Raw genomic sequence first — 25,064 nt, 5'->3', positions numbered from 1 at the left:
ATAAAGCATTCTTTTTGGGTATAAGCCCGCCCCACGTTGAACTGATAACATTCCAAATATTCCCTAACGGGAACTTACTGTTTTTCGTGCCATCCCAGGATGGCGCGTCACACTCTGGAGTTGAGCATGGATTTTCCCCTCATTATTAATATCGTGGCGTTTATCGCACTCCTGATTCTGCTGAATCGGATTGGCAACCAAAGCTGGAGCCTGTCCAAACGCGTGCTGACCGGTTTGGTTTTCGGTGTGGCCTTTGGTCTGGCGCTGCAAACCATCTATGGCGAAAACAGCCCAACCGTGAAAGCGTCGATTGGCTGGTTCAATATCGTCGGTAACGGCTACGTGCAATTGTTGCAGATGATCGTGATGCCGCTGGTGTTCGCCTCGATCCTGAGCGCGGTCGCACGTCTGCACAATGCCTCATCGCTGGGTAAAATTAGCGTGCTGACCATTGGCGTGCTGCTGTTTACCACCGCAATCTCCGCGCTGGTTGGCGTGCTGGTGACCGGCCTGTTTGGCCTTAGCGCTGAAGGTCTGGTGCAAGGTGCGCATGAAACCGCGCGTCTGAGCGCGATTCAGAGCAACTACGTGGGCAAAGTGGCTGATCTCAGCACGCCACAGCTGCTGCTCTCCTTCATTCCGAAAAACCCGTTTGCCGATCTGGCGGGCGCCAACCCCACCTCGATCATCAGCGTAGTGATTTTCGCCGCCTTCCTCGGTGTGGCGGCGCTGCAACTGCTGAAAGATGACAAGGTCAAAGGCGAGCGCGTGCTGGTGGCCATCGATACCCTGCAATCCTGGGTCATGAAGCTGGTGCGTTTGATCATGAAGCTGACGCCGTACGGTGTGCTGGCGCTGATGACTAAAGTAGTAGCCGGTTCCAACCTGCAGGACATCATCAAGCTGGGTGGCTTCGTGGTGGCCTCTTATCTCGGTCTGGCGATCATGTTTGCCGTACACGCGCTGCTGCTGTCGGTTAACGGCATCAATCCAATGCGCTTCTTCCGTAAAGTATGGCCGGTGATCACCTTCGCCTTCACCAGCCGTTCCAGCGCCGCCAGTATTCCACTGAATGTGGAGACTCAAACGCGTCGCCTGGGCGTGCCAGAATCGATCGCCAGCTTCTCGGCGTCATTCGGTGCCACCATCGGCCAGAACGGCTGTGCCGGTCTCTATCCCACCATGCTGGCGGTGATGGTTGCGCCAACCGTGGGCATCAACCCGTTTGATCCAATGTGGATTGCAACGCTGGTAGGTATCGTGACGCTGAGTTCTGCCGGTGTGGCTGGCGTCGGCGGCGGTGCCACCTTCGCCGCTCTGATCGTGCTGCCGGCGATGGGCCTGCCGGTCACGCTGGTCGCGCTGCTGATCTCCATCGAACCGCTGATCGATATGGGCCGTACCGCGCTCAACGTTAATGGTTCAATGACCGCCGGTTCACTCACCAGCCGCTGGCTCGGATTGACCGACAAGAAAGTGCTGGAGAGCGACGAACACGCCGAACTGGCACACCGCTAAATTGATGAGTTGCAACAACGGCAGATCGCAAGGTCTGCCGTTTTTTTATGCCTGCGATATGCTCCATAAGGTCGCCGTTTATGACGACCTTCCCCACTTTCCTCCCCAATTCAACCCAATCATGGCGCTAGCGTTAGGAAAGCGTTAAGCATGGTAAACAGAGGAAAAATCAGCCGCTTTTCGCTTGAGTTTTCGCTCAGTAAAGCCAATTCTGCTGTTAATCACAGCAGGAGAATCACCGATGAAAAAAGTTATCGCCTCGGTGCTGGCGTTAACCTTATTAACACCAGCCATCAGTTTTGCCCATCCCGGCGGTTGGGGCCCCGGCCCAGGCCCGCATTGGGGTGGAGGTCCACGTTGGGGCGGTCCCGGCCCGCTGCGTTTCCTACCCGAAGCAGCAACCGCCGTGTTGCTGGGCGGTCTGACCTATTACATGCTGAACGGTAACTACTATCAGCGTCAGGGCGACACCTATGTGGTGGTGCAGCCGCCTGAAGCCGCGACGGGCGGCGGTATGCGCGTGCTGGATTTCAACGGCAAGCGTTATTACGTGCAGGAAGGTCATTACTACCAGCGCGAGATCGGCGGCGAGTATATCGAAGTGCCGCGTCCTTACGGTTTATAAGCGCCACAACGAAAAACGGCCCGTCAATGACGGGCCGTTTCTTATTCTGCTGCGATTACTGAGCCGCTTGCGGATCGGTATCGTAGTCTTTACAGCTCTGGAAACCGTAGTTCATGACGCGACCGGTGTCGTTATAGCTCACGAAGTAGGTCTGCGGTTTGCCGTCGCGCTCGCCAATCACGTAAGTCTGGCAAGTGCCGCGGGCGTGAACCATGGTGATTTCAGTAGACGCTGGGCCGGCAATCTGGCGAACCTGATCGCGCGTCATGCCTTTCTTAACATCCTTCACTACCGGCTTGGTTACGTAGCTTTCGGCTTTGTCATAAGTCGTACAACCAGACAGGGCTGCCAGCGTCATAGCGGCAGCGATACATCCCATCACTTTATTCATGTTGTTGTTCCTCGTTTTTTTGTCCGTGTGAAATTAGCCTGGAACATAAATCCAGATTTATCAACTTTATGGGATAAATTTAGCTAAATTCCGAAGCGTTAGGATTTGGTAAAAATGCTGTGTTGATGCGCTACGGTTCGTATAATCACCCGCGAAAAAATACCTATAGCAATGAATAAAGACAGAGGATTAATGACACCTGCACCTTCTCATCGGCTGGTTTATGCCATCACGCTGGGCCTGCTCGCTGCGCTCGGGCCACTTTGTATCGATCTATATCTGCCGGCGCTACCGGAGCTGGCGCGCGATCTGCACACCGAAACCGCCACGGCGCAGCTGAGCCTCACCGCTGGCCTGCTGGGTTTAGGTGCGGGTCAATTGCTATTTGGGCCAATGAGCGACAAGTTTGGTCGCCTCCGTCCGCTGCTGTTATCGCTGGTGCTGCTGTTTATTGCCTCGATTGGCTGTGCGCTGGCAAAAGACATCCACTCGCTGCTGGTAGCGCGTCTGTTTGAAGGTTTGGCAGGCGCCGGCGGCGCGGTGCTGTCGCGTGCCATTGCCCGAGATATGTATAGCGGCCATGAGCTGACGCGTTTCTTTGCACTGCTGATGCTGGTCAACGGTTTAGCGCCGATTGGTGCGCCGGTGCTGGGCGGCGCCTTGATGACGGTGCTTAACTGGCGCGGCATTTTCGTGGTGCTCGGCTGCATCGCCGTCGTGCTGATCTTCCTTGCCCGCTGGAAATTGCACGAAACTTTACCGCCAGCGCGCCGCAGTCAGGGCTCGATCTTTTCCGCCTGGGCGGCGCTCGGCCAGGTCGTCACGCATCGGCAGTTTATGGGCTTCTGCCTGACGCAAGGTTTTATGATGTCCGGCATGTTTGCCTATATCGGCGCCTCGCCGTTTGTACTGCAACAGCTGTATGGCCTGACGCCGCAAGCCTTTAGCTTCTGCTTCGCTGCCAACGGCTTCGGCCTGATTATTGCATCACAAACCAGTGCACGCCTCTGTCCGCTGTGGGGAGAATATCGCGTATTGAAAGGTGGCCTGACGCTGGCGTTTGTTGCGTCGAGCTGCTTGCTGCTGGCGGGACTTACCGGCGCAGCGCTGCCAGTTCTGCTGGTCGCGCTGTTCTTCACCATCGCCAGTAATGGCGTGATCGCCACCACCGCTTCTTCGCTGGCGATGCAAAGCCAGGGCCAGCGCGCGGGCAGCGCCTCGGCGGTGATTGGCGTCGGCATGTTCACCTTTGGTGCCATCAGCGTACCCATTACCGGGCTGGGCGGCACCTCGGTCGCGAGCATGACCGGCACCATCTTTGGCTGCTTTATGCTGGCGATTGTGTCGTTCAATCTGCTGGTGCAGAAGGCAAAAAACGTCTGATTTGCCAGCAAATAACCTGAACAACCAGCCGTGCGGCTTGTTGTTTGTGGGGAGAGGCGTTAGCTTTAGCAGATGATTCGCATTGTGCCGTCAGGCTACTGACTTGAGGAGAGGTTCATGTCACTGCAACAGGAAATCATTGAAGCCCTTGGTGTAAAACCGGTTATCGACCCGCAGCAGGAGATCCGCGTCAGCGTTGATTTTCTTAAGTCTTACCTGAAAGCCCATCCCTTTTTGAAAACGCTGGTACTCGGCATCAGCGGCGGCCAGGATTCAACACTGACCGGCATTTTGTCGCAAACCGCGATTCGCGAACTGCGTGAAGAGAGCGGCGATAACGATTACACCTTTATTGCCGTGCGTTTGCCGTATGGCGTGCAGGCCGATGAGCAGGATTGTCAGGATGCGCTGGCATTTATCCAACCCGATCGCACGCTGGTGGTAAACATCAAAGAAGCGATCCTGGCCAGCGAACGTGCGTTGAAAGATGCGGGTATTACGGTGTCGGATTTCGTGCGCGGCAATGAAAAAGCGCGTGAGCGCATGAAAGCGCAGTACAGCATCGCCGGCATGACCAAAGGCGTGGTGGTCGGTACTGACCATGCGGCAGAGGCAATCACTGGTTTCTTCACCAAGTACGGTGACGGCGGCAGCGACATCAACCCGATCTTCCGCCTGCATAAAGGCCAGGGCAAACAGCTGCTGAAAACGCTGGGCTGCCCGGAACACCTCTATCTCAAGCATCCCACCGCTGATTTGGAAGATGATCGTCCCGGCTTGCAGGATGAAGTGGCGCTCGGCGTGACTTATCAGCAAATCGATGCCTACCTGGAAGGCAAAACCATCGATGCCGCCGCGGCAAAAACCATTGAAGGCTGGTATCTGAAAACCGAGCACAAACGTCGTCCGCCGATCACCGTGTTCGACGACTTCTGGAAGAAGTAAGTGCATGGCGTTTCCCGCCGTCCGGGCGGGAAACTTTCTCATCGCCGCTGACTGGCGAGAAAAAGCACAGTTTGATACACTGGATGGACAACCAGTAATTGGAGTGTGCTTTGGTCAGACGTGCAGCCAGCCACCGCCTCGATTTCGATGCGGCAGCCATCTATCAATATCCCGAACATCTACGTCAGTGGCTGGAAGGTTTACCCAACCAGCCGGGCGTCTATACCTTTCACGGTGAAAGCGAAAATCTGCCGCTGTATATCGGCAAAAGCGTCAACCTGCGCAGTCGGGTGATGGCGCATTTCCGGGCGCCGGATGAAGCCAAAATGCTGCGTCAGGCGCGGCGCGTCACCTGGATCCCGACCGCTGGCGATGTCGGCGCTCAGCTGCTGGAAGCGCAGATGATCAAAACGCAACAGCCGCTGTTTAATAAGCGCCTGCGTAAGAACCGCCAGCTCTGTTCGCTGCAGCTGGGCGACGGTGCGCCGCAGGTGGTGTATGCAAAGGATCTCGACTTCTCCCGCTCGCCAAATCTTTATGGCCTGTTTCGCAGTCGCTTTGCCGCGCTGGAGAAGCTAAAAGCCATCGCCGATGAGCAGCGCTTGTGCCACGGCTTGCTTGGGCTGGAGTCGTTGCGTCCGGGACGCGGCTGTTTTCGCGCTGCACTAAAACGCTGCGCCGGTGCCTGCTGTGGTAACGAGTCGGTTGCTGATCATCAGCAGCGCCTGCATGCGGCATTAGAGCAGATGCGCATTCAATGCTGGCCGTGGCAAGGCCCGGTTGGCATGGTGGAAACGGGGACAAACATTACGCAAATCCATGTGATCGATCACTGGTTCTGGCTGGGATCGGTCAGCAGCGAAGCCGAAGCGCGCCAGCTGCAGCGCGCCTCGCACGGCTTTGATCATGACGGCTACAAAATTCTCTGCCGTCCGCTGCTTTCTGGTGTGTTCCCGCTGATCGAGCTGTAAAACAAAACCGCCGAGGTTGCCCAAAGCATCAGATGCAATGGACAACCCCGGCGGTCTCTATTCCGTTAGCGAAAGAACTTATTCAGCATCAGCCGGCGGTGGTGGCGTTTTACCATCGTGCGGGCCTTTCTCAGTTAAGCGCTTCTCAAAGTTCGCGTTGTACTGTTTCTTCTGCTCTGGTGTCAGCACGTTGTAGATCTTGTTCTGAGTTTCCATCATCTGCAGCGCACGATCTTTGGCATTAGCCGTCATCTTCTCAGCCTGCACTTCGGCTTTCGCACGGTCAAAGGTATCGGAAGCGATGATGGCATGGTCAGCACGACGCTCTTCCAGCGACGGGCGTTTCATCTCTTTATGGCCATCACGCAGAATCGTTTTGATCTGCGCTTTCTGCGCATCGGTCAGGTTCAGACCTTTAAACATCATCTCCATACCGTGGTGGCGCATCGGCGGCTTATGCATCGGTTTTTCGCTGCCTGCTGGCGGCGGAGTCAGGTTGTCTGCCGCTGCATGGACGATATTTGCAGCACCAAAAGCCATTGCGGTAGCCAGGAACACAGAAGTTAATTTACGCATAATATTGTCCTTACTTATCAGTTTAATGACGACAGCCTGTGTCGCGTCTTCGGAAACAAGCATACGACGCTGAACGTCAACTACTCAGAGGCTGAGTAAAGCCCTGAAAGCATAAAAGACAGAGATCAGGCAATCATGGAGAGAAAGAGAAGAAATGCGTGAGGAATTGAAAAAGTTTATGACAATCAAGGGAAAAACGCAGGAATTAAGGAGGAGTGTAACGGTATTGTCGGTTTTCAGGAAGGGAAATGTCGGCGCGTTGATGCCCTCACCCTGGCCCTCTCGCACCGGAAGAGGGAAACGCTGCCACATGTCACTCAATCCAAATATTCGCTCGTTCGGCTCCCTCTCCCGCCTGCGGGAGAGGGTTAGGGTGAGGGAAAATCACAACGCCAGCGCCTGCGTCTGTTCATTCTCCTCCACCAGCATCAGCCCCGCGCGCAATCCTGGCGCGACATTCGGATTGGGAAACAGCACATACTCGCGCGCCTGCTGCACGTAGTAACGCCGGTCACCCTCCTCCGCCAGCAGCGTGCCCTGCGGGAAAGCGGTGAAGTTCAGCGTCTCCGGCCCCATGTGCAACACAAACTTATCGCCGTGCCGGGTCAGCTGTTGCGCCACGCGATAATGGCGAGGCTGCTCACGCACCTCCGGCAAGGCATCGCCATACAGCAACGCCGCCAGCGCCCGCTGTACGCCAGCAAACTGGCTTAAATCGTTCTCACCAAACGGCAAAGCCTTGCCCAGCTCCAGCGTGCAGCTCGCCGCATTATGGTGCTCGCAGCTGTAATGGGTGAAGGTGCCGCCCGGTGAACGATGGAACACCAGCGCCTCCATTTCTGCCGCGGCCAGCCAGTGCATAAACGCCTCGGGCCACGGATTGGGATTCAGCGGCATTACGCCAAAACGCGCATGATACGAGCCGCGAATCGCGGTATGCAGATCGAGGTGCCAGCGCACTTCATGATCGAGACAGGCGCGCCAGAAACTCTCCAGCTCCTGCTCCAGCTGCAGCACGCGCTGCGCTTCGGGTACATCGGCCACCTGCTGCCAGCGTCCACCAAACAGGCGATTGATATCATGTTGCTGATAGCGCTTGCCGCTGCGCAACGCGGCGGGATTACCCAAAATCACCAGTAAGCGCACTGCCAGCGGCTTCTCGCCTTTTAAGAGTGGCGTCAGCAACAAATTGAGAATCTCAACCGGCGCGGTTTCATTGCCGTGAATGCCCGCAGAGAGCACCAGCGCCTGCTGTGTGGGCGTATGCGGCGTGAGGGACATCAGTCCCTCGTTGTGCCATTGCCAACTGAGATGATCGTTGCTGCCCTCTCTTTGCTGTGGCGGCTCACCAGACAAGGTCTGCTGTAAAAAATCCTGCATGTTCACTCCTTTTTAACGACGTGGGGCGAACCTCTCACCCCGGCGTTAACGCTGAAACGCGTAGACACTGCCTAAGTCTAGCAGCTTCGTCAGCTCATCCAGCGCGGTGCGCCCTTCACGCAGCAGTTGCGGGTCGGCTAAATCGGCCTGAGTTAAGCGATCGCGGTAGTGGCGATCCACCCAATCGTTGAGCGTGGCAAACAGGCGATCGTTCATCAGTACCGCCGGATTCAGCGCCTGACGCTCGGTTTCGGTTAACACCACGCGCAGACGCAAACAGGCCGGACCGCCACCGTTAAACATGCTTTCACGCAGATCGAAAACTTTCAGTTCACGGATTGGCCCGCCGCTCTCCACCAGCTCAGTGAGATAACGCCACACGCCCGCATGCTGGCGTGACTCTTCTGGCAGCACCAGCAGCATACCGCCGTCGGCGCGCTGCAACAGCTGGCTGTTAAACAGATAGGTATTGACCGCATCGGTTACCGATACTTTATCGCGCGGCACTTCAATCGGCTGGAAACCGCTAACGCGGGCGGCGATGTCACTCAGCAACTGCGGCTGATTCACAAAGGCATCCTGATGGCAGAACAGCACCTGCTGATTGCTCACCGCAATCACATCGTTATGAAACACGCCCTGATCAATCACCGCTGGATTTTGCTGGGCAAACAGCGTGCGCTGCGCATCAAGCTGATGCAACCGCGCCACCGCTTCGCTGGCTTCCCGCGTTTGACGCGCCGGATAACGTGCTGGCGTTGCGCCCTGCTGCTGACCATCACGGCCATAAATAAACAGCTGCACGCCCGCATCACCGTAATCACTGCCGAAACGATTGTGATTGGCCGCGCCCTCATCACCGAACTGCGCCACCTGCGGCAGCGCATCGTGCACGCAGAAGTGCTGCGGATGACGGAAAATCGCGCGCAGCAGATCGGCAGTTTCCGGTGCCTCAATGGCGCGATGGAATTTGTTATTCAGATTGGCGACGGTGAAATGCACGCGACCATCGGCGCTATCCGCCGACGGCGACACCGTGGCGGCATTCGCCACCCACATCGCTGAGGCTGAGCTGGCCGCCGACAGCAGCTGCGGCGCGTGCTTAGCCGCCTGCGCCAGCACCTGCTCATCGCTGCCGCCAAAGCCGAGCTGGCGCAGCAGCGGCAGATTAGGACGTTCGTGCGGCGGGATTACACCCTGCACGTAGCCCATATCCGCCAGCGCTTTCATCTTCAGCAAACCCTGCTTTGCCGCCAGACGCGGGTTCGAGGGCTGCAGCTGATTGCGCGTCGAGGCTTCGTTACCAAACGACAATCCCGCGTAATGATGTGTCAGGCCGACCAGCCCATCAAAGTTCGCTTCAAATGCTTGCATTATTTCGCCCCCTGCGCGGAGAAATCGAGGCCCGGCGCTAAGCTGCCCGGCAGCGCCAGGCTTGGGCTCTCCAGCGACGCCATTGGCCATGCACAGTAATCGGCGGCGTACCACGCGCTGGCACGATGATTCCCGGATGCGCCAATGCCACCAAAGGGGGCGGTGCTGGCCGCGCCGGTCAGCGGTTTGTTCCAGTTAACGATACCGGCGCGCGCCTCCAGCAATAGCTGATCAAACTGCGCGCGCTGCGGCGAAATCAGACCGCACGACAAGCCATAGCGGGTATTATTGGCGATAGCAATCGCCTGCTCGAAGCTGTCGTAACGAATCACCTGCAGCAACGGACCAAAGACTTCTTCATCCGCTAAATCATGCACTTCGGTCACATCAATGATGCCCGGCGTGATGATGGCGCTGTCGCGATCCGGCCAGTGCATGCCGAGCAACACTTTCCCGCCCTTTTCCACCTGCTGCTGCCAGGCGGCGAAAATATGTCCGGCGGCGGCAGGGGAAATCACGCTGCCCATAAACGGCTGCGGCTCGGCATTCCACGCGCCAGGCTGCAAGCGCGCGCTAACCTCAACCAAACGCTGCAGGAAGGCATCGCCCGCCGCACCGCGCTTCACCAGCAGACGACGCGCACAGGTGCAGCGCTGTCCGGCGGTAATAAAGGCCGACTGAATAGCGATATGTACCGCACCATCAAGATCCGCAGGATCTTCAACAATCAACGCATTGTTGCCGCCCATCTCCAGCGCCAGCATTTTTTCTGGCTGTCCGGCGAACTGACGATGCAGGTGATAGCCGGTGGCGGCGCTGCCGGTAAACAGCAGACCATCAATTTGTGCCGCATTGGCCAGCGCCTGGCCGGTTTCACGACCGCCCTGCAGCAGCGCCATCACGCCCGCCGGTAAACCGGCTTGCTGCCACAGCTGCACGGTTTTCTCCGCCGTCAGCGGCGTCAGCTCGCTCGGCTTAAACACCACGCAGTTACCCGCCAGCAGAGCTGGCACGATATGGCCGTTCGGCAGATGGCCAGGAAAATTATACGGACCAAACACCGCCAACACGCCGTGCGGACGATGGCGCAGCGAGCTCTCTCCATCGGCCTGTTCGCCGGTGCGGCTGTGATAGGCCTTAATCGAAATGGCGATTTTGTTGATCATCGCCTGCACTTCGGTCAGCGTTTCCCAGCGCGGCTTGCCGGTTTCCTGGGCGATGGTTTCCGCCAGCGCAGTTTTATGGCTTTCAAGCAGACGGGCAAACCCTTCCACCAGCGCCTGACGCTCCGCAAACGGTTTTCTCGCCCACTGCGGGAACGCCGCGCGCGCCGCTTCGCAGGCCGCAGCCACTTGCGCTGCCGATGCCGCTTTGCCCTGCCACAGCGTTTCGCCGGTTACCGGATTGTGTTTGCTCAGGGCGTCAGCGCCGCCGGTCACCCATTGACCTTGAATAAAATGCGTCATGCTTTTTTCTCCTCGCGACACAGCGTGACCACACGCAGTTGATCGCCAATGTTGCAATGCAGCGCCGCGCGCTGGCTTTCAGTCAGTTTTACCGTGCCGGATGTCATATCCACCGGCAGCAGCGCCACGCGGAAATGCTGGTAATCCGCGTTGGCCACCAGACACAGCGGCCAGCTTTCATCGGCTGCACCGCTCTCAGCGGTTAACTGGCGACTCTTGCGAATGGCACGAATGCGATCGATTTCGCACTCCAGCGTCGGGCCGCCGTCGAAGATGTCGACATAGTTGAGATAGCGGAAACCTTCCGCCTCCAGCACCGCACGCGCGGGCGCGGTTTTCGGATGGACTTCGCCAATCACTTTTTGCGCCGCTTCAGACAGGTAATGAATGTAGAGCGGATGTTTGGGCATCAGCTCGGCGATAAAGGCTTTTTGCCCGGTGCCGCTCAGAAAGTCGGCTTTGCTGAACTCCATCGAGAAGAAGCGGCTGCCGACGCTGTCCCAGAATGGCGAGTGGCCATTGTCATCACTGACGCCACGCATCTCCGCCACCACATGTTGCATAAAGCGGTCGCGGAAGTTGGCCATAAACAGAAAGCGCGATTTCGACAGCAGATGGCCATTTTTTCCATCGCGGTAATCGGGATCGAGGAACAGCGTGCAGAGTTCGCTGCTGCCGGTGTGATCGTTGCTCAGCGACAGCGTCGGCAGGCTGGCATACACGTTCAGCTCTTTCGAAGCGTGCACCTGTGTGCCAACGCGGAAGTTGTACCAGGGATCCTGCAAACCCACCGCCGCTTCGATGGCGCAAATGCCGACGGCGCGATTATCCTCGCTGTCGGCCAGCACAAACACATAGCCTTGTTCGGCAGGCGGTAACGCGCCTTGCCAGGTGAGCAGCGAACGCTCAATACGGGCTTTAAGCGTTTCGCTATCCGCGGGCAGCGAGGTTAAGCCACCACCGGTTTTGCCCGCCAGCGACAACAACTGCGAGAGATCGTCACGTTCGACGGGGCGAATCACCATCATGATGTGGCTCCTTTGAGCACGCGTTCACAGGCACGTTCGAAACGCGCCAAACCTTCTTTAACTTCGCGCTCGCTGATGTTCAGCGCTGGCGCAAAACGTACCACGTTGGCACCTGCTATCAGCACCATTACGCCCTCTTCGGCCGCGGTGAGGTTGAACTGTTTGGCTTTACCGGCGAAATCGTCGTTTAGCACGGCGCCAATCAACAGACCCAACCCGCGCACTTCTTTAAATACCGGCAGACGCTTGTTCAGTTCCTGCAACGCCGTAACAAACCATTGATGACGCTCAGCCACGCCGGCCATAAATTCCGGCTGATTAATCAGTTCCATCACTTTTCCCGCGACTGCGCCCGCCAGCGGGTTGCCGCCGTAGGTGGTGCCGTGCGTGCCCACGCCCATCACCTGCGCCAGATCTTCACGCGTCAGCATCGCGCCAATCGGGAAGCCGCCACCCAGCGCTTTGGCGGTGGTCAATACATCCGGGGTCACGCCGTAATGCATATAGGCATACAGCGAACCGGTGCGACCCACGCCGCTCTGCACTTCATCAAAAATCAGCAGCGCATGATGTTTGTCGCAGAGTTCACGCAGTCCGCGCAGGAAAGCGGGATCGGCTGGCAGGACGCCGCCTTCACCCTGAATCGGCTCGACGATCACCGCGCAGGTTTGGTCATTGATCAGCGCGGCCGCCGAGGCCAGATCGTTGAAATTAGCGTGTTCGACCGCCGGTGGCAGCGGCGCAAAATCCCGGGAATAGGCCGGTTGTCCGCCCGCTGTCACGGTAAACAGCGTGCGACCGTGGAAAGCATTATTAAAGGCAACGATGCCATTTTTCTCAGCACCGAAACGGTCGTGTGCGGTTTTACGTGCCAGTTTCAGCGCCGCTTCATTCGCTTCAGCGCCGGAGTTACAGAAAAACACGCGATCGGCAAAGGTGGCATCAATCAGCTGTTTGGCGAGACGCAGGATCGGTTCATTGGTGTAGCCATTTCCGGTATGCCATAGTTTGCCGGCCTGTTCGATCAGCGCCTGCTGCAACGCCGGATGCGCATGTCCCAATGCGTTAACCGCAATGCCACCGGCAAAATCGATATACTCTTTGCCTTGCTGATCCCACAGCGTTGAACCTTCCGCGCGGACCGGAACAAAAGCCGCGGGTGCATAAACTGGCATCATCCATTGATCGAAATTCTGACGTGAAACCTGCAGTGACATAGCCCTTTCTCCTGCTCCACACCCGGTGAAGCCTTTTGTTTTGAAATTGTTAAAAATGTTAAGTGGCAGCTCTACTGTATATTGCAGATAGCGTGCCAGCCAGCCGCAAAAATGCATAATCGTCTTATCACTACGTAATATCAATAACTTAACAGGTACTGATATTCACTTTAATTGCATAAAAAGTGAATATCAGTCTGATGCAGGCTGAATAGCAGCAATTTATTTAGCGGATTTATGCATCGGCAAAATGAAATATTGCTTTTGTGATCGGGCAGGAAATATTTCGCCAAATTAATGCGATAAACGCACTTTTTTGGGGCGCAATGTGCCTGATTGGTGCAGGAAAGTGATAGCGCGGTGCAAATTTAGCGACCGGGGAATTAATCAGGTTTTAACATTTGCCTCGCGGGATTGAATATTATTTCGCCAGTTCATTGTTAAGCGAAAACCTAAATAACATTTTGTGACCAGGGTTATTATCAGAACAGAAATAAAAGGACACAAAGCCATGAAGCCGATAATTACTCTGCTAATGATTAGCTGGATTCAGATATTTGCTATTGAACAATAATGCATAGGCTTGTGCTATTTCACGAACAAGCTACTGACTTTATTTACGCATCTTTAAATTTAAAATAATTCAATAAAATCATATTAATAGATATTAAATTTAGCATCTCCCCTTTTGTTTTATGGATAAGTTTAACCAATACAAAATTCCACATAATGGAATTTAAGATTAAAAATCACACAAAAAGTTAACGAGAAATATTTAGTTACATATATTGCACTGTCGATCTTGAACCTTTTGTGTCATTTTCTTTTCACCCCGCAGATGGGGACAAAATTAAAAAATATCACAGGGTAAAAATTAAATGATGAAGCGCTCCTTACTGGCAGCAGTGATGCCTTTACTGCTGGGACTTTCTTCGGCTCAGGCCGCCGAAATCTATAACAAAGATGGCAACAAGCTTGACCTGACTGGCAAAATTAACGTCTCGCATCTGTTCTCCGATAACGAAGGGTCAAATGGTGATACCTCGTCTTATACCCGTATTGGTTTTAAAGGCGAAACCAAGATCAACGACCAGCTGACCGGCTACGGTCAATGGCAGTACCAGTACAGCCTGAGCAACTCTGAAGGCAGCGATGCCAACAGCGGTAACAGAACCCGCCTGGGTTTTGCTGGCCTGAAGTTTGGTCAGTTCGGCTCGATCGATTACGGTCGTAACTACGGTTTGATTTATGACGTGCTGGGTTACACCGATATGCTGCCCTTCTTTGGTGGCGATCAAGGTTACTCTGATGGGTTCCTGTCCAGCCGCTCAGGTGGCGTGTTGACCTGGCGCAACAAAGATTTCTTCGGTCTGGTGAAAGGCTGGAACGTTGCTGCTCAGTATGAAGGGAAAAACGATCGTAACGATGCAAACGTTGCCGTACGCCGTTCGAATGGTGATGGCTTCGCGCTCTCCACTTCTTATGATTTCGATTTCGGTCTGAGCCTGGTTGGCGCTTACGCGAGCCTGGATCGTACCAATACGCAGAACCAGGCCTTACGTGGCGAAGGCGAGAAAGCACAGCACTGGACCACGGGCCTGAAATACGACGCTAACCAGATTTACCTGGCAACCATGTACGGCGAAACGCTCAACGCAACCCCAATCACTGGTGGCTTCGCTAACAAAGCCGTTAACTTTGAAGCCGTTGCGCAGTATCAGTTCATTAACGGACTGCGTCCTTCAATCGGCTATGTTTCATCGAAAGGCAAAGAGATTGAAAATATTGGTGATGTCGATCTCACCAAATACGTCGCTGTAGGTGGAACCTACTACTTCAACAAAAACATGTCTGTGTATGCTGAATACAAGATCAACCTGTTGAAAGATGATAATGCGTTGGGCATCGCTTCTGATGATGTCACCGCTGTGGGTCTGATTTACCAGTTCTAAGTGGCAATACCCTCATGGCTGTTCGGCTAGTGTCGGCTGAATATGCGCAAAGGGCAGCGAAAGCTGCCCTTTTTTATTGGTGCGAGGCGATTACGGCGCCATCAAATCAAAGCGATCATCATCGCCCTGATCCAGTGAGAACGGCGGCTGCAATTGCAGGACGATCTCGTTCGAGGTGACGCGATTCTGTTTACTGTCTTCTAACACCACCGACAAGCGATAGCTGTTATGCGCACCCGGCGAGTTATCCCACGCGGGCAGGATCACACTCCAGCCCTGTGGATCGTTGGGATTGGCACCCGGCGTCAGGCTCAGCGCCTGGGTATCGCCCTGCCACATCACTTTAGCGATCGGATTGGTGCTGCGGATTTGCAATTTCAGCGGCAAACTTTCTCCGCCATTTAGCTGCCACGGCGGCGTAGCGAGAAACACCGACAGCGTTTTACGCTGGCGATATTCCAGCACCGGCGTATAGCTGCGCGTCACGTTATCGTAGCGACTGCCGCGCAGTGAGTGCGCAGCCGCTACGTTATCCGGACTCAGCTGCTGGCTGAGCGCCACGCCAAAGCGATAGTTGAGACGCAAGCCGAGCTGATCCTGGCTCTCACCGCTGTCGCTGGTTTTGTGGCTGGCGGATAAGGTCACCAGCGGCACCGGCGTGTAGGTGACGCCAAAGGTCAACGCCGATGGGTTGTGGTAGCGATTGCCGGAGCTAAACAGATCGACGTTATCACCCAGATATTGCTGCCAGCTCACCGACGCACCGAGTTGACGATAGTGCGGCAAATAGCCTTGGGTGGTGAAATCATAGCCGCGCGCCATGCGCTGCTGCTGGAAGGGATTGCGATCCTGCCAGCCTGAGAGCGGCGTATAGTAGTTGGCGGAGAAGCGCAGATAATCGCCCCACGCTTCGGTACCCAGCGAAGCGCGCTGTAGGCCACTGCTGAACATGCGATCGACAAAACCGTTATAGCCCAGCAGCCATTTTCCTGCCACCCAACGTTGCCCGAGGCCAGCATTGCCGACCAGCCCATCATCAGTTTGATGAAAGCCGACCTGACTGAAGGTCAGGTAGCGATAGTTATCCGCCCAGGGTGTCAGCAGCGAAGCACCGCTGCCGGCAAAATTGCCCTCCATATCCACATTGAAATCGATTTGAGCATTGCCATACGGTGACAACAGCGACTGGCCTTCATCAACCAGTCGATTGCCCACTTCATCGCGGAAATGGTTAAAGGCCCACAGCCCCGCCTGCTGGCCAAGGGCATTGTCGTCCGTACTGTTCTGGCTGGCTTCACCAATGCTTTTGGCAATGGTCGCCAGTTTTTTGTTGAACGCTTCCGTTTCATCCTGGTAACCCAATGCAGGCAACTGATCGGCCATTTTCTGGAAACGTGTGGGATCGCTAAACGGCGCATCGGCGAGTTTAGTGTCAGAGATCAACGCCAGCGCAGGCGCGGATGCGGCAAGTAGTGAAAAACCAGAGAGATAACGCACGCTTTTAGGTGATAACAAAGTAAATAACATAGCTAAAAATAGGGTTCGACCCGGTTCAGAATTAGAGGTGGCTCACAAAACTGCATAAGTCTACCCTAGCATATTCTGATGCAAGTGCCGGACATGTCTGGTTTCGATTAAGGCAGAAAACGAAAAAATCAGAATGTAGGTAAGCAGGCGACGCAATATGTTGTGCCCTGCTTGCCCATCAAGAGATGACCTCTCAAATCATTGAGCGCGCACATTGTAGCGGCGCAATGCATTGCGTAATGCTCGTCAGTTAAAATATGAAACCCCTAATTACCGAGAGCATATGTTGTAGCGGCGCAATTCATTGCGCGATAAATCGCGCCGCTACTGAAGGTGCGGAGATTTGATACAGCGCTTTAGTGATCGGCATTGCGCGATGAATCACGCCGCTCTGGAAGGTGCGATCATGAGGCTTAGTGTTTAGCATGACGCCATCAATGGCGACCCAAAAGCGAACTATCAGGAGAAAATCAAACCGCCATCCACATTGATGGTCTGCACGGTGATATAGCGCGCATCGTCAGAAGCGAGGAAAGCCACCAAGCCAGCGACATCTTCCGGCTGCCCTGCGCGTTTAAGCGGGATGTTTTCCACCCATTCGGCCATCAGTTCGCCTTTGCCATACTGCTTTTTATCGCTGCTGAGGATCTCGCCCCACACGCGATCGTTGTAGTCCCACATTTCACTCTCGATGATGCCCGGACAGAAGGCATTCACCGTGATATGCCACGGCGCCAACTCCAGCGCCAGGCTTTGAGTAATACCGATCACGCCCATCTTGCTGGCGGCATAGTGCGGCGTATAAATGAAACCCTGCCGTCCCTGACCGGACGAGGTGTTGATCAGGCTGCCGCTGCCCTGTTTCACCATATATTTCGCCGCTTCCCGGCAGCACAGCCACACGCCCGTGGTGTTCACCGCAAGAATCTTCTCGAAGTCACTTTTGGGCATCGCATCGAAACGATCGATGGTAATCACCCCCGCATTCTGAATCGACACATCAATGCTGCCAAAGCGCTCAGCCGCCTGCTGATAAAGCTGCTGTACCTCCGTTTCATCGGTAACATCGACCTGCAGCGCCAGAACCTCACTGCCAAACTGCTGTTCGATGGCTTGCGCGGTACTGAAGACGCGTTCCGAATTCGACACCATCACCAAACGCGCCCCGTCGCGGGCAAAGCGCGCTGCAATGCCCGCGCCAATGCCGCGGCAGGCGCCGGTAATCACCACCGTCTTTCCACTAAAATCGCGTGTCATATTGCCTCCTGTTATCCATGTGTCGCTTCAGGCAGGGCGGCCGATTGCTGCTTTTTTTCATGTCTGCGCAGCAGCACCACCTTACTTTGTAATTTTTGCTGGAACTGATCGATCACCACCGCAGTGACAATCACTAAGCCTTTAATCACCATTTGCCAGAAATCGCTGACGCCCATCATCACCATGCCATCGGCGAGAAACACGATGACAAAAGCACCGATAATCGAGCCTGAAACGCGACCGCGTCCACCCGCCAGCGCCGTGCCGCCCAGCACCGTGGCACCGATGGCGTCCATCTCGAACATGTTACCGGTCATCGGGTGCGCGGTTTGCAACTGCGACGCCACAATCAAACCGACCAGCGCGGCGCACAAGCCGGAAAAGGCGTAGACAAACACTTTGACCTTGATAATCGGCACACCCGCCAGGCGCGCCGCCGATTCGTTGCCACCGGTGGCATAGATGTAACGACCCAGCGGTGTTTTACGCGTCAGATACAACCCCAGCAGCAGGAAGCCGAGCATCATCCATATCGGGATATACACGCCCAATATCGAACCCGAACCGAGCAAGGCGAAGCCGGTATTACCCAGTGCTGGCGTGCCGACAAGGTTGGCGTAGGTGCTGCCATCGTTGAACAGCAGCGCGGCGCCGCGTGCCACGTACATCATGCCGAGCGTACAGATAAACGGCGCTACGCCAAGTCGCGTCACCACCGCGCCATTAATCAATCCCAGCGCCACGCCGAACAGCGCCACCACCAGAATCACCTCGGGCACGTTGAAGAACAGTACGTTGCCGCCCCACAGCGGTACGCCGTTGGTGAGCAGCGCACCCGCCACCATGCCGCATATGCCCGCCACCGCCCCCACCGAAAGATCGATGCCGCCAGTCAAAATCACCAGCGTCATGCCAATCGCCAGCAAGCCGGTAATCGCCACATGCTGGGTCATGATCAGCAGGTTGGAGGTGGTGAGAAAGTTAGGCACCATAAAGCTGAAGAAACTCACCACGATCAGCAAGGCAATAAAGGTACGCGCCTTAAGCAGGTACATATAGATCAGGTATTTTTGATTCATCGTTTTACTCTCCAGCGGGCTCAATCATGTGGCGTTGAGGCGCTAATCAGGGCTTCGCGCGTGGCCGCCGCGCGCGGTAAATCGGCGGTGATGCGGCCATCCGCCATCACCAGAATACGGTCAGCCAGCGCCATCACTTCATCCAGTTCGGACGAGGAGAACATCACCGCCAATCCCTGCTGCGCCAGGTTGCCAATCAGGTGATAAACATCGGTTTTTGCCCCCACATCAATGCCGCGCGTGGGCTCATCCAGCAGCACCACCTGCGGCCCGGTCATCAGGGCTTTGCCCAGCACCACTTTTTGCTGATTGCCGCCGCTTAAGGAGGTGATCGGCAGCTCGGGATCGCTGACCTTGATGGCGAGATGGCCAATCATTTCATCCACACGGCGCTGCTCGTTGTGCGGATTGAGCTTGCGCCAGCAGCGGCGGAAACCCCGCAGGCTGAGATCGCTGAGCGTCATGTTGGCGGTGATCGACATCAGCTGTACCACGCCTTCGGTTTGACGATCTTCCGGCACCAGCGCGATGCCTTTTTTCAGTCGCTGCTGGAAACTGCGCTTCTCCAGCGCTTCGCCGTTCAGACTGACGCTGCCCGACTGACAGTGCATCATGCCAATCAACCCTTTGAACAACTCGGTGCGCCCGGCGCCCAGCAAACCGTAGATGCCAATCACTTCGCCTTTTCGCAGCGAGAAAGAGACATCATTGAGCTTGTAACCGCCGTTTTGATGCAGCGCGGTCAGCCCGTTGACGCTGAGTACCGTTTCACCCTGCGTCGCCGGTTGATAATCGAAGTGTTTCTTCTTGTCGCCCACCATCTGCTCGATGATCCACGGAATCGAGGCGTCGCGGACTTCGCGTTCGCTGATGAAGCGTCCGTCGCGGAAGATGGTGATGTGATCGCCAATCTCCATCAGCTCTTCCAGCCGATGTGAGATATAGATAATGGTGACGCCGCGCCGTTTAAGCTGGTCGATGACGTTGAACAGCACTTTCACTTCTGACTGGCTGAGTGCGCTGGTCGGTTCATCCATGATCAATACACGCGTGTCCTTGGACAGCGCGCGGGCGATCTCCACCAGCTGCTGATGGCCGATACCGAGTTCAGCCAGCGGCGCATAGGGATCGACATCCAGTTCCAGCCGTTCCAGCAGCGCTTTGGCGAGCGAATACTGATACTTCTCGTTGATCACGCCGCGCTGGAAAAACTCATTGGCCATGAAGATGTTGTCCATCACGTTCATATTGGGAAACAGGTTCAGCTCCTGAAAAATAATGCTGATGCCCTGTTTTTCCGCCTGATGCGTGGAGCTCAGCGACACTGCTGCGCCGTCCAGCAGAATCTCGCCGGATGACGGGATCTCCACGCCCGCCAGCATTTTCATCATGGTGGATTTGCCCGCGCCGTTTTCGCCAATCAGCACGTTAACTTTGTTGCGATAAACGCGATAATTGACCTGATCCAGCGCGGTGACGCCGGGATAGATGCGCGACACGTTGCGGGTTTCAATAATCACGTCATGTTGAGGCTGTTGCATATCCGCTCCTTACTGACGTGTAATCGCCGCTGGTGTCACATTCGGCACCTGCTCCGGCGTATCAAAGCTGCTAAACACGCCAGCCAACTGCACCTTGTCACCCACTTTGGGCTTGAAAGCACTCATCATGTTCGCCGCTTGCTGATTGATCGCGCGACTGTAATCGCCGAACAGCACCTGATCGTTAAAGTCCTGATAGCTGGCACCTTTGTAGGCATCGCGCAACACCGTGCCGGGAAAAATCGGGCCAACCTGCACCGTGACAGTGTCACCGGACACATCTTTCACTGTCATCCGACCGTTACGCGACGTGGTGTTAACCGCCGTGATTTCACCGCTCACGTTGACACTGAACACGCACGGGTTCTCATCCTGACTGCGATAGCCGTAGGTTTTACAAGCGCTATCAAAATCTTTGGCGGATTTCAGCGCATTCAATAACTCGGCCACCGGCTTCGCATCATGTTGAACTTGCGGTACCAGCTTCTGTTGCCACGTTTGGGCAATATTGCCCATTTTGGGATTGGGAGGATTTTTCAGGTCGGCCAGCTCCTGCTGCGACACAATGCGGCAACCGCTAAGGATCACGACAGGAAGCAGTAACCAGAGTCGTCTGTGCATCACATTCTCCTGGGCGCCCGATCTACGGGCGCACCGCATTGATTACGACTTGAAGTTAAAGTCCTGCACGCCTTTGGCGTTGTCTGGCGTAATGAGAATGCCGCGGAACATCACGCGCTGCTTCTCAGGCTTGGTGCCTTTCTGAATAAAGTTGTCGAGGTCGGTCACGCCCTGTGCGGCGATGGCTTGTGCCTGCAGCATCACCGTGGCTTTCAGATCCCCTTTTTCCACCGCGTCACGTTCATCATTGCTGCCGTCAATGCCGACCACGATGACGTCGTTACGGCCTGCCGCTTTCAGAGCTGCAATCGCGCCCAGCGCCACGGGACCGTTACCGCAGATCACGCCTTTCACATCCGGATGCGCCTGCAGAATGCTGTCCATGATGCGTTTGCCGTCAATCAGCGTGCCTTTGGCATCCTGACGCGCCACGCTTTTCATATCGGAATATTGGTCGAGCACCTGATGGAAGGATTTGGAGCGTGTGACGCAGTTGTTGTCAGCAAGGTTACAGGTGAGTTCCGCGTAGCTGCCCTTTTCCCCCATCTTCTCCACAAACACGTTTGCCACGTCGGAGCCGGCCTGGAAGTTGTTGTGGGTGATCTGCGCCAGCGCCACGTCATCCACCGGGATTTCGCGGTTGATCAGCACCACCGGAATGCCGGCATCTTTGGCTTTTTTAATCGCGGCGACGCTGGCGGTGGAGTCGGCGTTATCCAGCACGATGCCCTGCACCTTTTTGCCGATGGCGGCATCAATCAGTTCACTTTGCTTTTTCACATCTTCGCCATGCGACAGCACGCTGGTTTTATAGCCCAGCTCCTGCGCTTTGAGGTTGGCACCTTTGGCTTCGGAGGCGTAATACGGGTTATCCAGCGAGTTCACCAGGATCATGATGGTGCCTTTATCGGCAGCGAAACTGGCTTGGGAGATCAGGCAACTGGCAATAGCAGTTAACAGCAGGGTACGTTTTTTCATGGTGAGGTTCTCTCATTGTTATAGTGGGTCACGCAGGGTCAGCCGTTCTGGTGTTGGCGCGGCTTACCAGATGGTAAAGCCACCGTCGATCATTAAATCTGCGCCGGTGATCATGTCGCTGCCGTTGCTGGCGAAGAACAGCACCGCGGCGGCGATTTCGTCGGTATAGGCAAAGCGTCCCAGCGGGATCAGCTTTTTCATCTGCTCGCCCTTCTCACCGCGCCAGGCTTTTTCACCCATCGGCGTCAGTACCACGGTGGGCGATAAGGTATTGACGTTAATGCGATAGGGAGCGAACTCTTTGGCCATCACTTTGGTCATGCCGAGCAGACCGGCTTTGGCGGAGGTGTAAGCAACGTGGTTATCGATAGCGATGGAGGCGGCCTGTGACGCAATGTTGATGATTTTACCGCCGTTACCGGCGCGCACCATGCGTTTACCGGCCGCCTGCGAGCAGAGGAAAGGACCGGTGAGATTGACGTCGATCTGCTTCTGCCACTCGGCAAAATCGGTTTCTAACACCGGTTGCAACATCACGTAGCCCGCGCAGTTCACCAGGATATCAATCTGACCGTAATGCTGTTCGACGCGATCAAATGCCGCTTCAACCGAGGCCGGATCGGTCACGTCGCAGCACACCAGCAGCACACGATCGGCAGCAAATTGATCCTGCACGCCCGCCACTTTGTCACTTTCGAAGGGCGGATAGAGCAGCGCCAGCCGTGCGCCCTTCTCCAGCAGCATCGCGTTACTGGCCATCGCAATCCCGCCCAGCCCGCCGGTGACTACCGCCACTTTGCCGGTTAAATCCTGCTCAATGTTCACGCCGTAGCGCAGGTTAACATCATATTCCCCACTCATCGTCTCTCTCCATAATGGTGTACGGCGGCGCTGGTTATTGCTGGCCGGGTTATCGTTTTTACAAATATCATTTTCGAACAAAAATATAAGCTATCGATTAATAATGGTTTGTGGAGGAGATCAAATTTCATACAAATTGCAGCAATAAAAATTATCTTCATGATTTTGTTGAATTTGCAAAATTCGCCGCGTTCAGGACATGGAGCGAGCTGCTGACGGCTTTCTGCGAAATCAATCGCATAGCAAATGATGGTTTTCATTCGAAAATGAATGTTTCTGGAAGCTACCTCGCAAATGGCCAAATCGCAGAGTAAAATCAGCTCGGGTTTCCTTATTGGCGAAACCCGACCGTGATTGGAAAGAGGGAGCATTTCGATTGAAAAGCAAAACTGAGCAGCTGGCAGATATGCAGCAGCGCCGTGAGAAGATTCTGGAGATGATCCGCGAAGACGGCACCGTCACGGTTAAAGCGCTGACCGATACCTTCGGCCTGACCGAAGCCACCATTCGCACCGACTTGCGCATGTTGCAGCAAGAGGGGCACGTACAGCGTTATCACGGCGGCGCCACGCTGATGACCGGCAAGCAAAATACCGGCGCGATGTTGCTGGAGCGTCAAACACATCTGGAAGAAAAACAGGCGATTGGCCGCCTTGCCGCGCAGCATGTGGAAAATGGCGACACGGTGATTTTCGATTCCGGTACCACCACCACGGCGATTGCCGAGGCGATCAGCCATATCCGTCGTTTATCGGTAATTACCACGGCGGTGAATATCGCGCTGAAGCTGGGCGGCGAGCCGGGTATCAATATTTTGCTGACCGGCGGCACTTTTAAGTTCCCGACGCTTTCGACTTCAGGTGAGAAAGCCGCCTCGTTTTTCGAAAACGTGCTGGCGGAGAAGCTGTTTCTTGCCACGGCCTGTATCTCACCGCGTCTCGGTTTGAGCTTTCCCAGCGAGACCGATATCAAGGTGAAAATGGCGATGATCAATTCGGCTAACAGCGTGTATGTGGTGGCGGATTCCAGCAAGATCGATAAGGTGTCGATGTTCGCGCTGCCGTGCGACTGGAGCCATATTCACTATCTGATTACCGATAGCGGCATTTCGCCGGCGCAAGTCGCGGCATTTGAGGCGTTAGGCGTGCAGGTACTGGTGGCGCAGTCGGCGTTGACGCAGAAGCGCGCGGTGTAAGGTGCGGTACGCGCTGTCCCTCACCCCGGCCCTCTCCCGCAAGCGGGCGAGGGAGACGCTGCCATATGCAGGCCCGAACGGTTCCCTCTCCCACCTGTGGGAGAGGGTTAGGGTGAGGGCAAACGTGTTTAAAACCCTAAGCTATCCAGCAGGTCATCAACCTGATCCTGGTTCGCCACCACGCCGGGTGCATTGGCGTGGATCTGCGGACCGTTCAGCAGGCTGTTGCCCTCTTTACGCGCCGCGGCGTTGGCTTCTGGCATATTCTCCAGTAGCACCATCAACAGCTGACGCTCGATCTCCTGGATCACATCCATCATGCGCTTGATCACCTGACCGGTCAGGTCCTGGAAATCCTGCGCCATCATGATTTCGAGCAACTGCTTATTGGTGTACGACGTGTGTCCCGGAACGTCAGTCAGGAACTGGCGCGTATCCGAAACCAACTCGCGCGCATCTGTCAGTTCAATCGGATTTTCAAACCACGCATCCCAACGGCCTTTCAGCTGGTTGGCGCCGGCTTCCATTTGGTCCTGGTGTGGCTGCGCTGCTTCAACGCAGTTCAACGCACGTTCTGCCGCTTGCGCCGTCATTTGCACAACATAATCCAGACGATCGCGCGCATCAGGAATCGCTTCCGCCGCTTCAGCAATTGCCTGGTCTAACCCCAGCTCACGCAAACTGTCACGCAACATGCGCGTCAGTGAGCCGATACGGGTAATAATGTCGTGTGCCGAGGCTTCTTCGGTTGATTTCGGAAGGTCGCTCATCACATCTCCTTACATACCCAGTTTTTCGAATATTTTGCCTAACTTCTCTTCCAGCGTGGCCGCCGTGAACGGCTTCACCACGTAGCCGCTGGCGCCCGCCTGCGCGGCCGCGATGATATTCTCTTTCTTCGCTTCCGCGGTCACCATCAGCACCGGCAGTTTGTTCAGCGTGGCGTCAGCACGGATGGTTTGCAGCAGCTCCAGACCGTCCATGTTCGGCATGTTCCAGTCGGAAACCACGAAATCAAAGCCACCGGCACGCAGTTTGGTCAGCGCATCGACGCCATCTTCTGCTTCTTCAACGTTATTGAATCCAAGCTCTTTCAGCAGGTTACGGACAATACGACGCATCGTATTGAAGTCATCCACCACCAAAAAGCGCATATTTTTATCAGCCATATCTACTCCC

At 55.5% G+C, this 25,064-nt stretch carries 24 protein-coding genes; 7 read left to right on the top strand and 17 right to left on the bottom strand.

The features are described 5' to 3' along the window. Positions 1–126: 126 nt before the first annotated feature. Positions 127–1,518 carry an L-cystine transporter gene (locus DEU53_RS03255; RefSeq protein ID WP_110866009.1) on the top strand — a complete coding sequence of 464 codons (1,392 nt, stop codon included), beginning with the start codon at positions 127–129 and terminating at the stop codon, positions 1,516–1,518. 241 nt (positions 1,519–1,759) lie between these two features. Further along, positions 1,760–2,143 (top strand): DUF6515 family protein, encoded by a 384-nt coding sequence (locus DEU53_RS03250; RefSeq protein ID WP_110866008.1) that lies wholly within the window; start codon positions 1,760–1,762, stop codon positions 2,141–2,143. A gap of 55 nt (positions 2,144–2,198) precedes the next feature. Here the strand turns inward: DEU53_RS03250 and osmE are convergent, their stop codons facing one another. After that, positions 2,199–2,534 (bottom strand): osmotically-inducible lipoprotein OsmE, encoded by a 336-nt coding sequence (gene osmE / locus DEU53_RS03245; protein ID WP_007892614.1) that lies wholly within the window; start codon positions 2,532–2,534, stop codon positions 2,199–2,201. Positions 2,535–2,726: 192 nt separating this feature from the next. Here osmE and DEU53_RS03240 point away from each other — a divergent pair, with 192 nt between their 5' ends. From DEU53_RS03240 to cho, 3 genes are all read left to right on the top strand, one after another. Then, positions 2,727–3,917, top strand: coding sequence for a multidrug effflux MFS transporter (locus tag DEU53_RS03240; RefSeq protein WP_110866007.1), 1,191 nt, complete (start codon positions 2,727–2,729; stop codon positions 3,915–3,917). Positions 3,918–4,034: 117 nt separating this feature from the next. Beyond that, positions 4,035–4,862, top strand: a complete 828-nt coding sequence (nadE, locus tag DEU53_RS03235; RefSeq protein WP_101764585.1) for an ammonia-dependent NAD(+) synthetase — start codon at positions 4,035–4,037, stop codon at positions 4,860–4,862. 110 nt (positions 4,863–4,972) lie between these two features. Continuing rightward, positions 4,973–5,833: an excinuclease Cho gene (gene cho, locus DEU53_RS03230; RefSeq protein ID WP_110866006.1), complete on the top strand. Its 861-nt coding sequence runs from the start codon at positions 4,973–4,975 to the stop codon at positions 5,831–5,833. A gap of 78 nt (positions 5,834–5,911) precedes the next feature. On the opposite strand, the gene spy is transcribed toward cho, so the two are convergent. From spy to DEU53_RS03200, 6 genes are all read right to left on the bottom strand, one after another. Then, on the bottom strand, positions 5,912–6,409 hold the full coding sequence (gene spy, locus DEU53_RS03225) for an ATP-independent periplasmic protein-refolding chaperone Spy (RefSeq protein ID WP_110866005.1): 498 nt from the start codon (positions 6,407–6,409) through the stop codon (positions 5,912–5,914). A 384-nt stretch (positions 6,410–6,793) separates the two neighbouring features. Beyond that, complete coding sequence (astE, locus tag DEU53_RS03220) at positions 6,794–7,789, bottom strand: succinylglutamate desuccinylase (RefSeq protein ID WP_101764588.1); 996 nt, start codon at positions 7,787–7,789, stop codon at positions 6,794–6,796. Positions 7,790–7,834: 45 nt separating this feature from the next. Next, complete coding sequence (astB, locus tag DEU53_RS03215; RefSeq protein ID WP_110866004.1) at positions 7,835–9,163, bottom strand: N-succinylarginine dihydrolase; 1,329 nt, start codon at positions 9,161–9,163, stop codon at positions 7,835–7,837. Then, positions 9,163–10,629, bottom strand: coding sequence for a succinylglutamate-semialdehyde dehydrogenase (astD, locus tag DEU53_RS03210; protein WP_110866003.1), 1,467 nt, complete (start codon positions 10,627–10,629; stop codon positions 9,163–9,165). Before astD ends, astB begins: the two co-directional genes overlap by 1 nt. Further along, positions 10,626–11,657: an arginine N-succinyltransferase gene (astA, locus tag DEU53_RS03205; protein ID WP_110866002.1), complete on the bottom strand. Its 1,032-nt coding sequence runs from the start codon at positions 11,655–11,657 to the stop codon at positions 10,626–10,628. The genes astD and astA overlap by 4 nt, the downstream gene beginning before the upstream one ends. Then, the gene (locus DEU53_RS03200; protein ID WP_110866001.1) at positions 11,654–12,874 is read right to left on the bottom strand and encodes an aspartate aminotransferase family protein; all 1,221 of its coding nucleotides are present in this window, start codon (positions 12,872–12,874) and stop codon (positions 11,654–11,656) included. Before DEU53_RS03200 ends, astA begins: the two co-directional genes overlap by 4 nt. A gap of 878 nt (positions 12,875–13,752) precedes the next feature. Between DEU53_RS03200 and DEU53_RS03195 the strand changes: the two genes are divergently transcribed. After that, entirely contained in the window at positions 13,753–14,826 is a 1,074-nt protein-coding gene (locus DEU53_RS03195) for a porin (RefSeq protein WP_110866000.1), read from the top strand. Positions 14,827–14,916: 90 nt separating this feature from the next. Here DEU53_RS03195 and DEU53_RS03190 read toward each other — a convergent pair whose 3' ends face one another. The 8 genes from DEU53_RS03190 to DEU53_RS03160 all read right to left on the bottom strand — a co-directional run bounded on the left by DEU53_RS03190 (position 14,917) and on the right by DEU53_RS03160 (position 22,690). Next, a complete protein-coding gene (locus DEU53_RS03190) occupies positions 14,917–16,353 on the bottom strand; it encodes a YchO/YchP family invasin (protein WP_110865999.1) in 1,437 nt (478 codons plus the stop codon). A 301-nt stretch (positions 16,354–16,654) separates the two neighbouring features. Continuing rightward, positions 16,655–16,780, bottom strand: a complete 126-nt coding sequence (locus tag DEU53_RS23260) for a hypothetical protein (protein WP_255421528.1) — start codon at positions 16,778–16,780, stop codon at positions 16,655–16,657. A gap of 32 nt (positions 16,781–16,812) precedes the next feature. Then, positions 16,813–17,610, bottom strand: coding sequence for an SDR family oxidoreductase (locus DEU53_RS03185; protein ID WP_110865998.1), 798 nt, complete (start codon positions 17,608–17,610; stop codon positions 16,813–16,815). Between the two features lie 11 nt (positions 17,611–17,621). Then, on the bottom strand, positions 17,622–18,689 hold the full coding sequence (locus DEU53_RS03180; RefSeq protein ID WP_101764597.1) for an ABC transporter permease: 1,068 nt from the start codon (positions 18,687–18,689) through the stop codon (positions 17,622–17,624). A 20-nt stretch (positions 18,690–18,709) separates the two neighbouring features. After that, positions 18,710–20,230 carry a sugar ABC transporter ATP-binding protein gene (locus DEU53_RS03175; protein ID WP_101764598.1) on the bottom strand — a complete coding sequence of 507 codons (1,521 nt, stop codon included), beginning with the start codon at positions 20,228–20,230 and terminating at the stop codon, positions 18,710–18,712. A gap of 9 nt (positions 20,231–20,239) precedes the next feature. Next, positions 20,240–20,851, bottom strand: a complete 612-nt coding sequence (locus DEU53_RS03170) for a DUF2291 family protein (RefSeq protein WP_110865997.1) — start codon at positions 20,849–20,851, stop codon at positions 20,240–20,242. 42 nt (positions 20,852–20,893) lie between these two features. Beyond that, positions 20,894–21,829 (bottom strand): D-ribose ABC transporter substrate-binding protein, encoded by a 936-nt coding sequence (locus DEU53_RS03165; protein ID WP_101764600.1) that lies wholly within the window; start codon positions 21,827–21,829, stop codon positions 20,894–20,896. Between the two features lie 63 nt (positions 21,830–21,892). Further along, positions 21,893–22,690 carry a GolD/DthD family dehydrogenase gene (locus DEU53_RS03160; RefSeq protein WP_101764601.1) on the bottom strand — a complete coding sequence of 266 codons (798 nt, stop codon included), beginning with the start codon at positions 22,688–22,690 and terminating at the stop codon, positions 21,893–21,895. Between the two features lie 376 nt (positions 22,691–23,066). On the opposite strand from DEU53_RS03160, the gene DEU53_RS03150 reads away from it, so the two are divergent. Further along, complete coding sequence (locus tag DEU53_RS03150) at positions 23,067–23,885, top strand: DeoR/GlpR family DNA-binding transcription regulator (RefSeq protein WP_110865995.1); 819 nt, start codon at positions 23,067–23,069, stop codon at positions 23,883–23,885. 128 nt (positions 23,886–24,013) lie between these two features. Here DEU53_RS03150 and cheZ read toward each other — a convergent pair whose 3' ends face one another. Both cheZ and cheY read right to left on the bottom strand, forming a co-directional pair. Beyond that, complete coding sequence (gene cheZ / locus DEU53_RS03145; protein WP_101764603.1) at positions 24,014–24,655, bottom strand: protein phosphatase CheZ; 642 nt, start codon at positions 24,653–24,655, stop codon at positions 24,014–24,016. 9 nt (positions 24,656–24,664) lie between these two features. After that, on the bottom strand, positions 24,665–25,054 hold the full coding sequence (gene cheY / locus DEU53_RS03140) for a chemotaxis response regulator CheY (RefSeq protein ID WP_008102871.1): 390 nt from the start codon (positions 25,052–25,054) through the stop codon (positions 24,665–24,667). Between the last annotated feature and the right edge of the window lie 10 nt (positions 25,055–25,064).

This window comes from Pantoea sp. AG1095 (assembly GCF_003208415.1).
Lineage (GTDB): Bacteria > Pseudomonadota > Gammaproteobacteria > Enterobacterales > Enterobacteriaceae > Pantoea > Pantoea leporis.
Note: the sequence above shows the minus strand (reverse complement) of the source record. Positions and strands in the feature narration are given on the sequence as shown.

Excerpts from the sequence above, each read along its gene's own strand:
- astD (WP_110866003.1), bottom strand. The coding sequence starts at position 10,629 with ATGACGCATTTTATTCAAGGTCAATGGGTGACCGGCGGCGCTGACGCC.
- DEU53_RS03255 (WP_110866009.1), top strand. The coding sequence starts at position 127 with ATGGATTTTCCCCTCATTATTAATATCGTGGCGTTTATCGCACTCCTG.
- DEU53_RS03165 (WP_101764600.1), bottom strand. The coding sequence starts at position 21,829 with ATGAAAAAACGTACCCTGCTGTTAACTGCTATTGCCAGTTGCCTGATC.
- DEU53_RS03240 (WP_110866007.1), top strand. The coding sequence starts at position 2,727 with ATGACACCTGCACCTTCTCATCGGCTGGTTTATGCCATCACGCTGGGC.
- DEU53_RS03185 (WP_110865998.1), bottom strand. The coding sequence starts at position 17,610 with ATGACACGCGATTTTAGTGGAAAGACGGTGGTGATTACCGGCGCCTGC.
- astB (WP_110866004.1), bottom strand. The coding sequence starts at position 9,163 with ATGCAAGCATTTGAAGCGAACTTTGATGGGCTGGTCGGCCTGACACAT.
- DEU53_RS03175 (WP_101764598.1), bottom strand. The coding sequence starts at position 20,230 with ATGCAACAGCCTCAACATGACGTGATTATTGAAACCCGCAACGTGTCG.
- cheY (WP_008102871.1), bottom strand. The coding sequence starts at position 25,054 with ATGGCTGATAAAAATATGCGCTTTTTGGTGGTGGATGACTTCAATACG.
- DEU53_RS03195 (WP_110866000.1), top strand. The coding sequence starts at position 13,753 with ATGATGAAGCGCTCCTTACTGGCAGCAGTGATGCCTTTACTGCTGGGA.
- DEU53_RS03190 (WP_110865999.1), bottom strand. The coding sequence starts at position 16,353 with ATGTTATTTACTTTGTTATCACCTAAAAGCGTGCGTTATCTCTCTGGT.
- nadE (WP_101764585.1), top strand. The coding sequence starts at position 4,035 with ATGTCACTGCAACAGGAAATCATTGAAGCCCTTGGTGTAAAACCGGTT.
- DEU53_RS03160 (WP_101764601.1), bottom strand. The coding sequence starts at position 22,690 with ATGAGTGGGGAATATGATGTTAACCTGCGCTACGGCGTGAACATTGAG.
- DEU53_RS03170 (WP_110865997.1), bottom strand. The coding sequence starts at position 20,851 with ATGCACAGACGACTCTGGTTACTGCTTCCTGTCGTGATCCTTAGCGGT.
- DEU53_RS03200 (WP_110866001.1), bottom strand. The coding sequence starts at position 12,874 with ATGTCACTGCAGGTTTCACGTCAGAATTTCGATCAATGGATGATGCCA.
- DEU53_RS03180 (WP_101764597.1), bottom strand. The coding sequence starts at position 18,689 with ATGAATCAAAAATACCTGATCTATATGTACCTGCTTAAGGCGCGTACC.
- cheZ (WP_101764603.1), bottom strand. The coding sequence starts at position 24,655 with ATGAGCGACCTTCCGAAATCAACCGAAGAAGCCTCGGCACACGACATT.
- DEU53_RS03250 (WP_110866008.1), top strand. The coding sequence starts at position 1,760 with ATGAAAAAAGTTATCGCCTCGGTGCTGGCGTTAACCTTATTAACACCA.
- osmE (WP_007892614.1), bottom strand. The coding sequence starts at position 2,534 with ATGAATAAAGTGATGGGATGTATCGCTGCCGCTATGACGCTGGCAGCC.
- astE (WP_101764588.1), bottom strand. The coding sequence starts at position 7,789 with ATGCAGGATTTTTTACAGCAGACCTTGTCTGGTGAGCCGCCACAGCAA.
- spy (WP_110866005.1), bottom strand. The coding sequence starts at position 6,409 with ATGCGTAAATTAACTTCTGTGTTCCTGGCTACCGCAATGGCTTTTGGT.
- DEU53_RS23260 (WP_255421528.1), bottom strand. The coding sequence starts at position 16,780 with ATGCTAAACACTAAGCCTCATGATCGCACCTTCCAGAGCGGCGTGATT.
- astA (WP_110866002.1), bottom strand. The coding sequence starts at position 11,657 with ATGATGGTGATTCGCCCCGTCGAACGTGACGATCTCTCGCAGTTGTTG.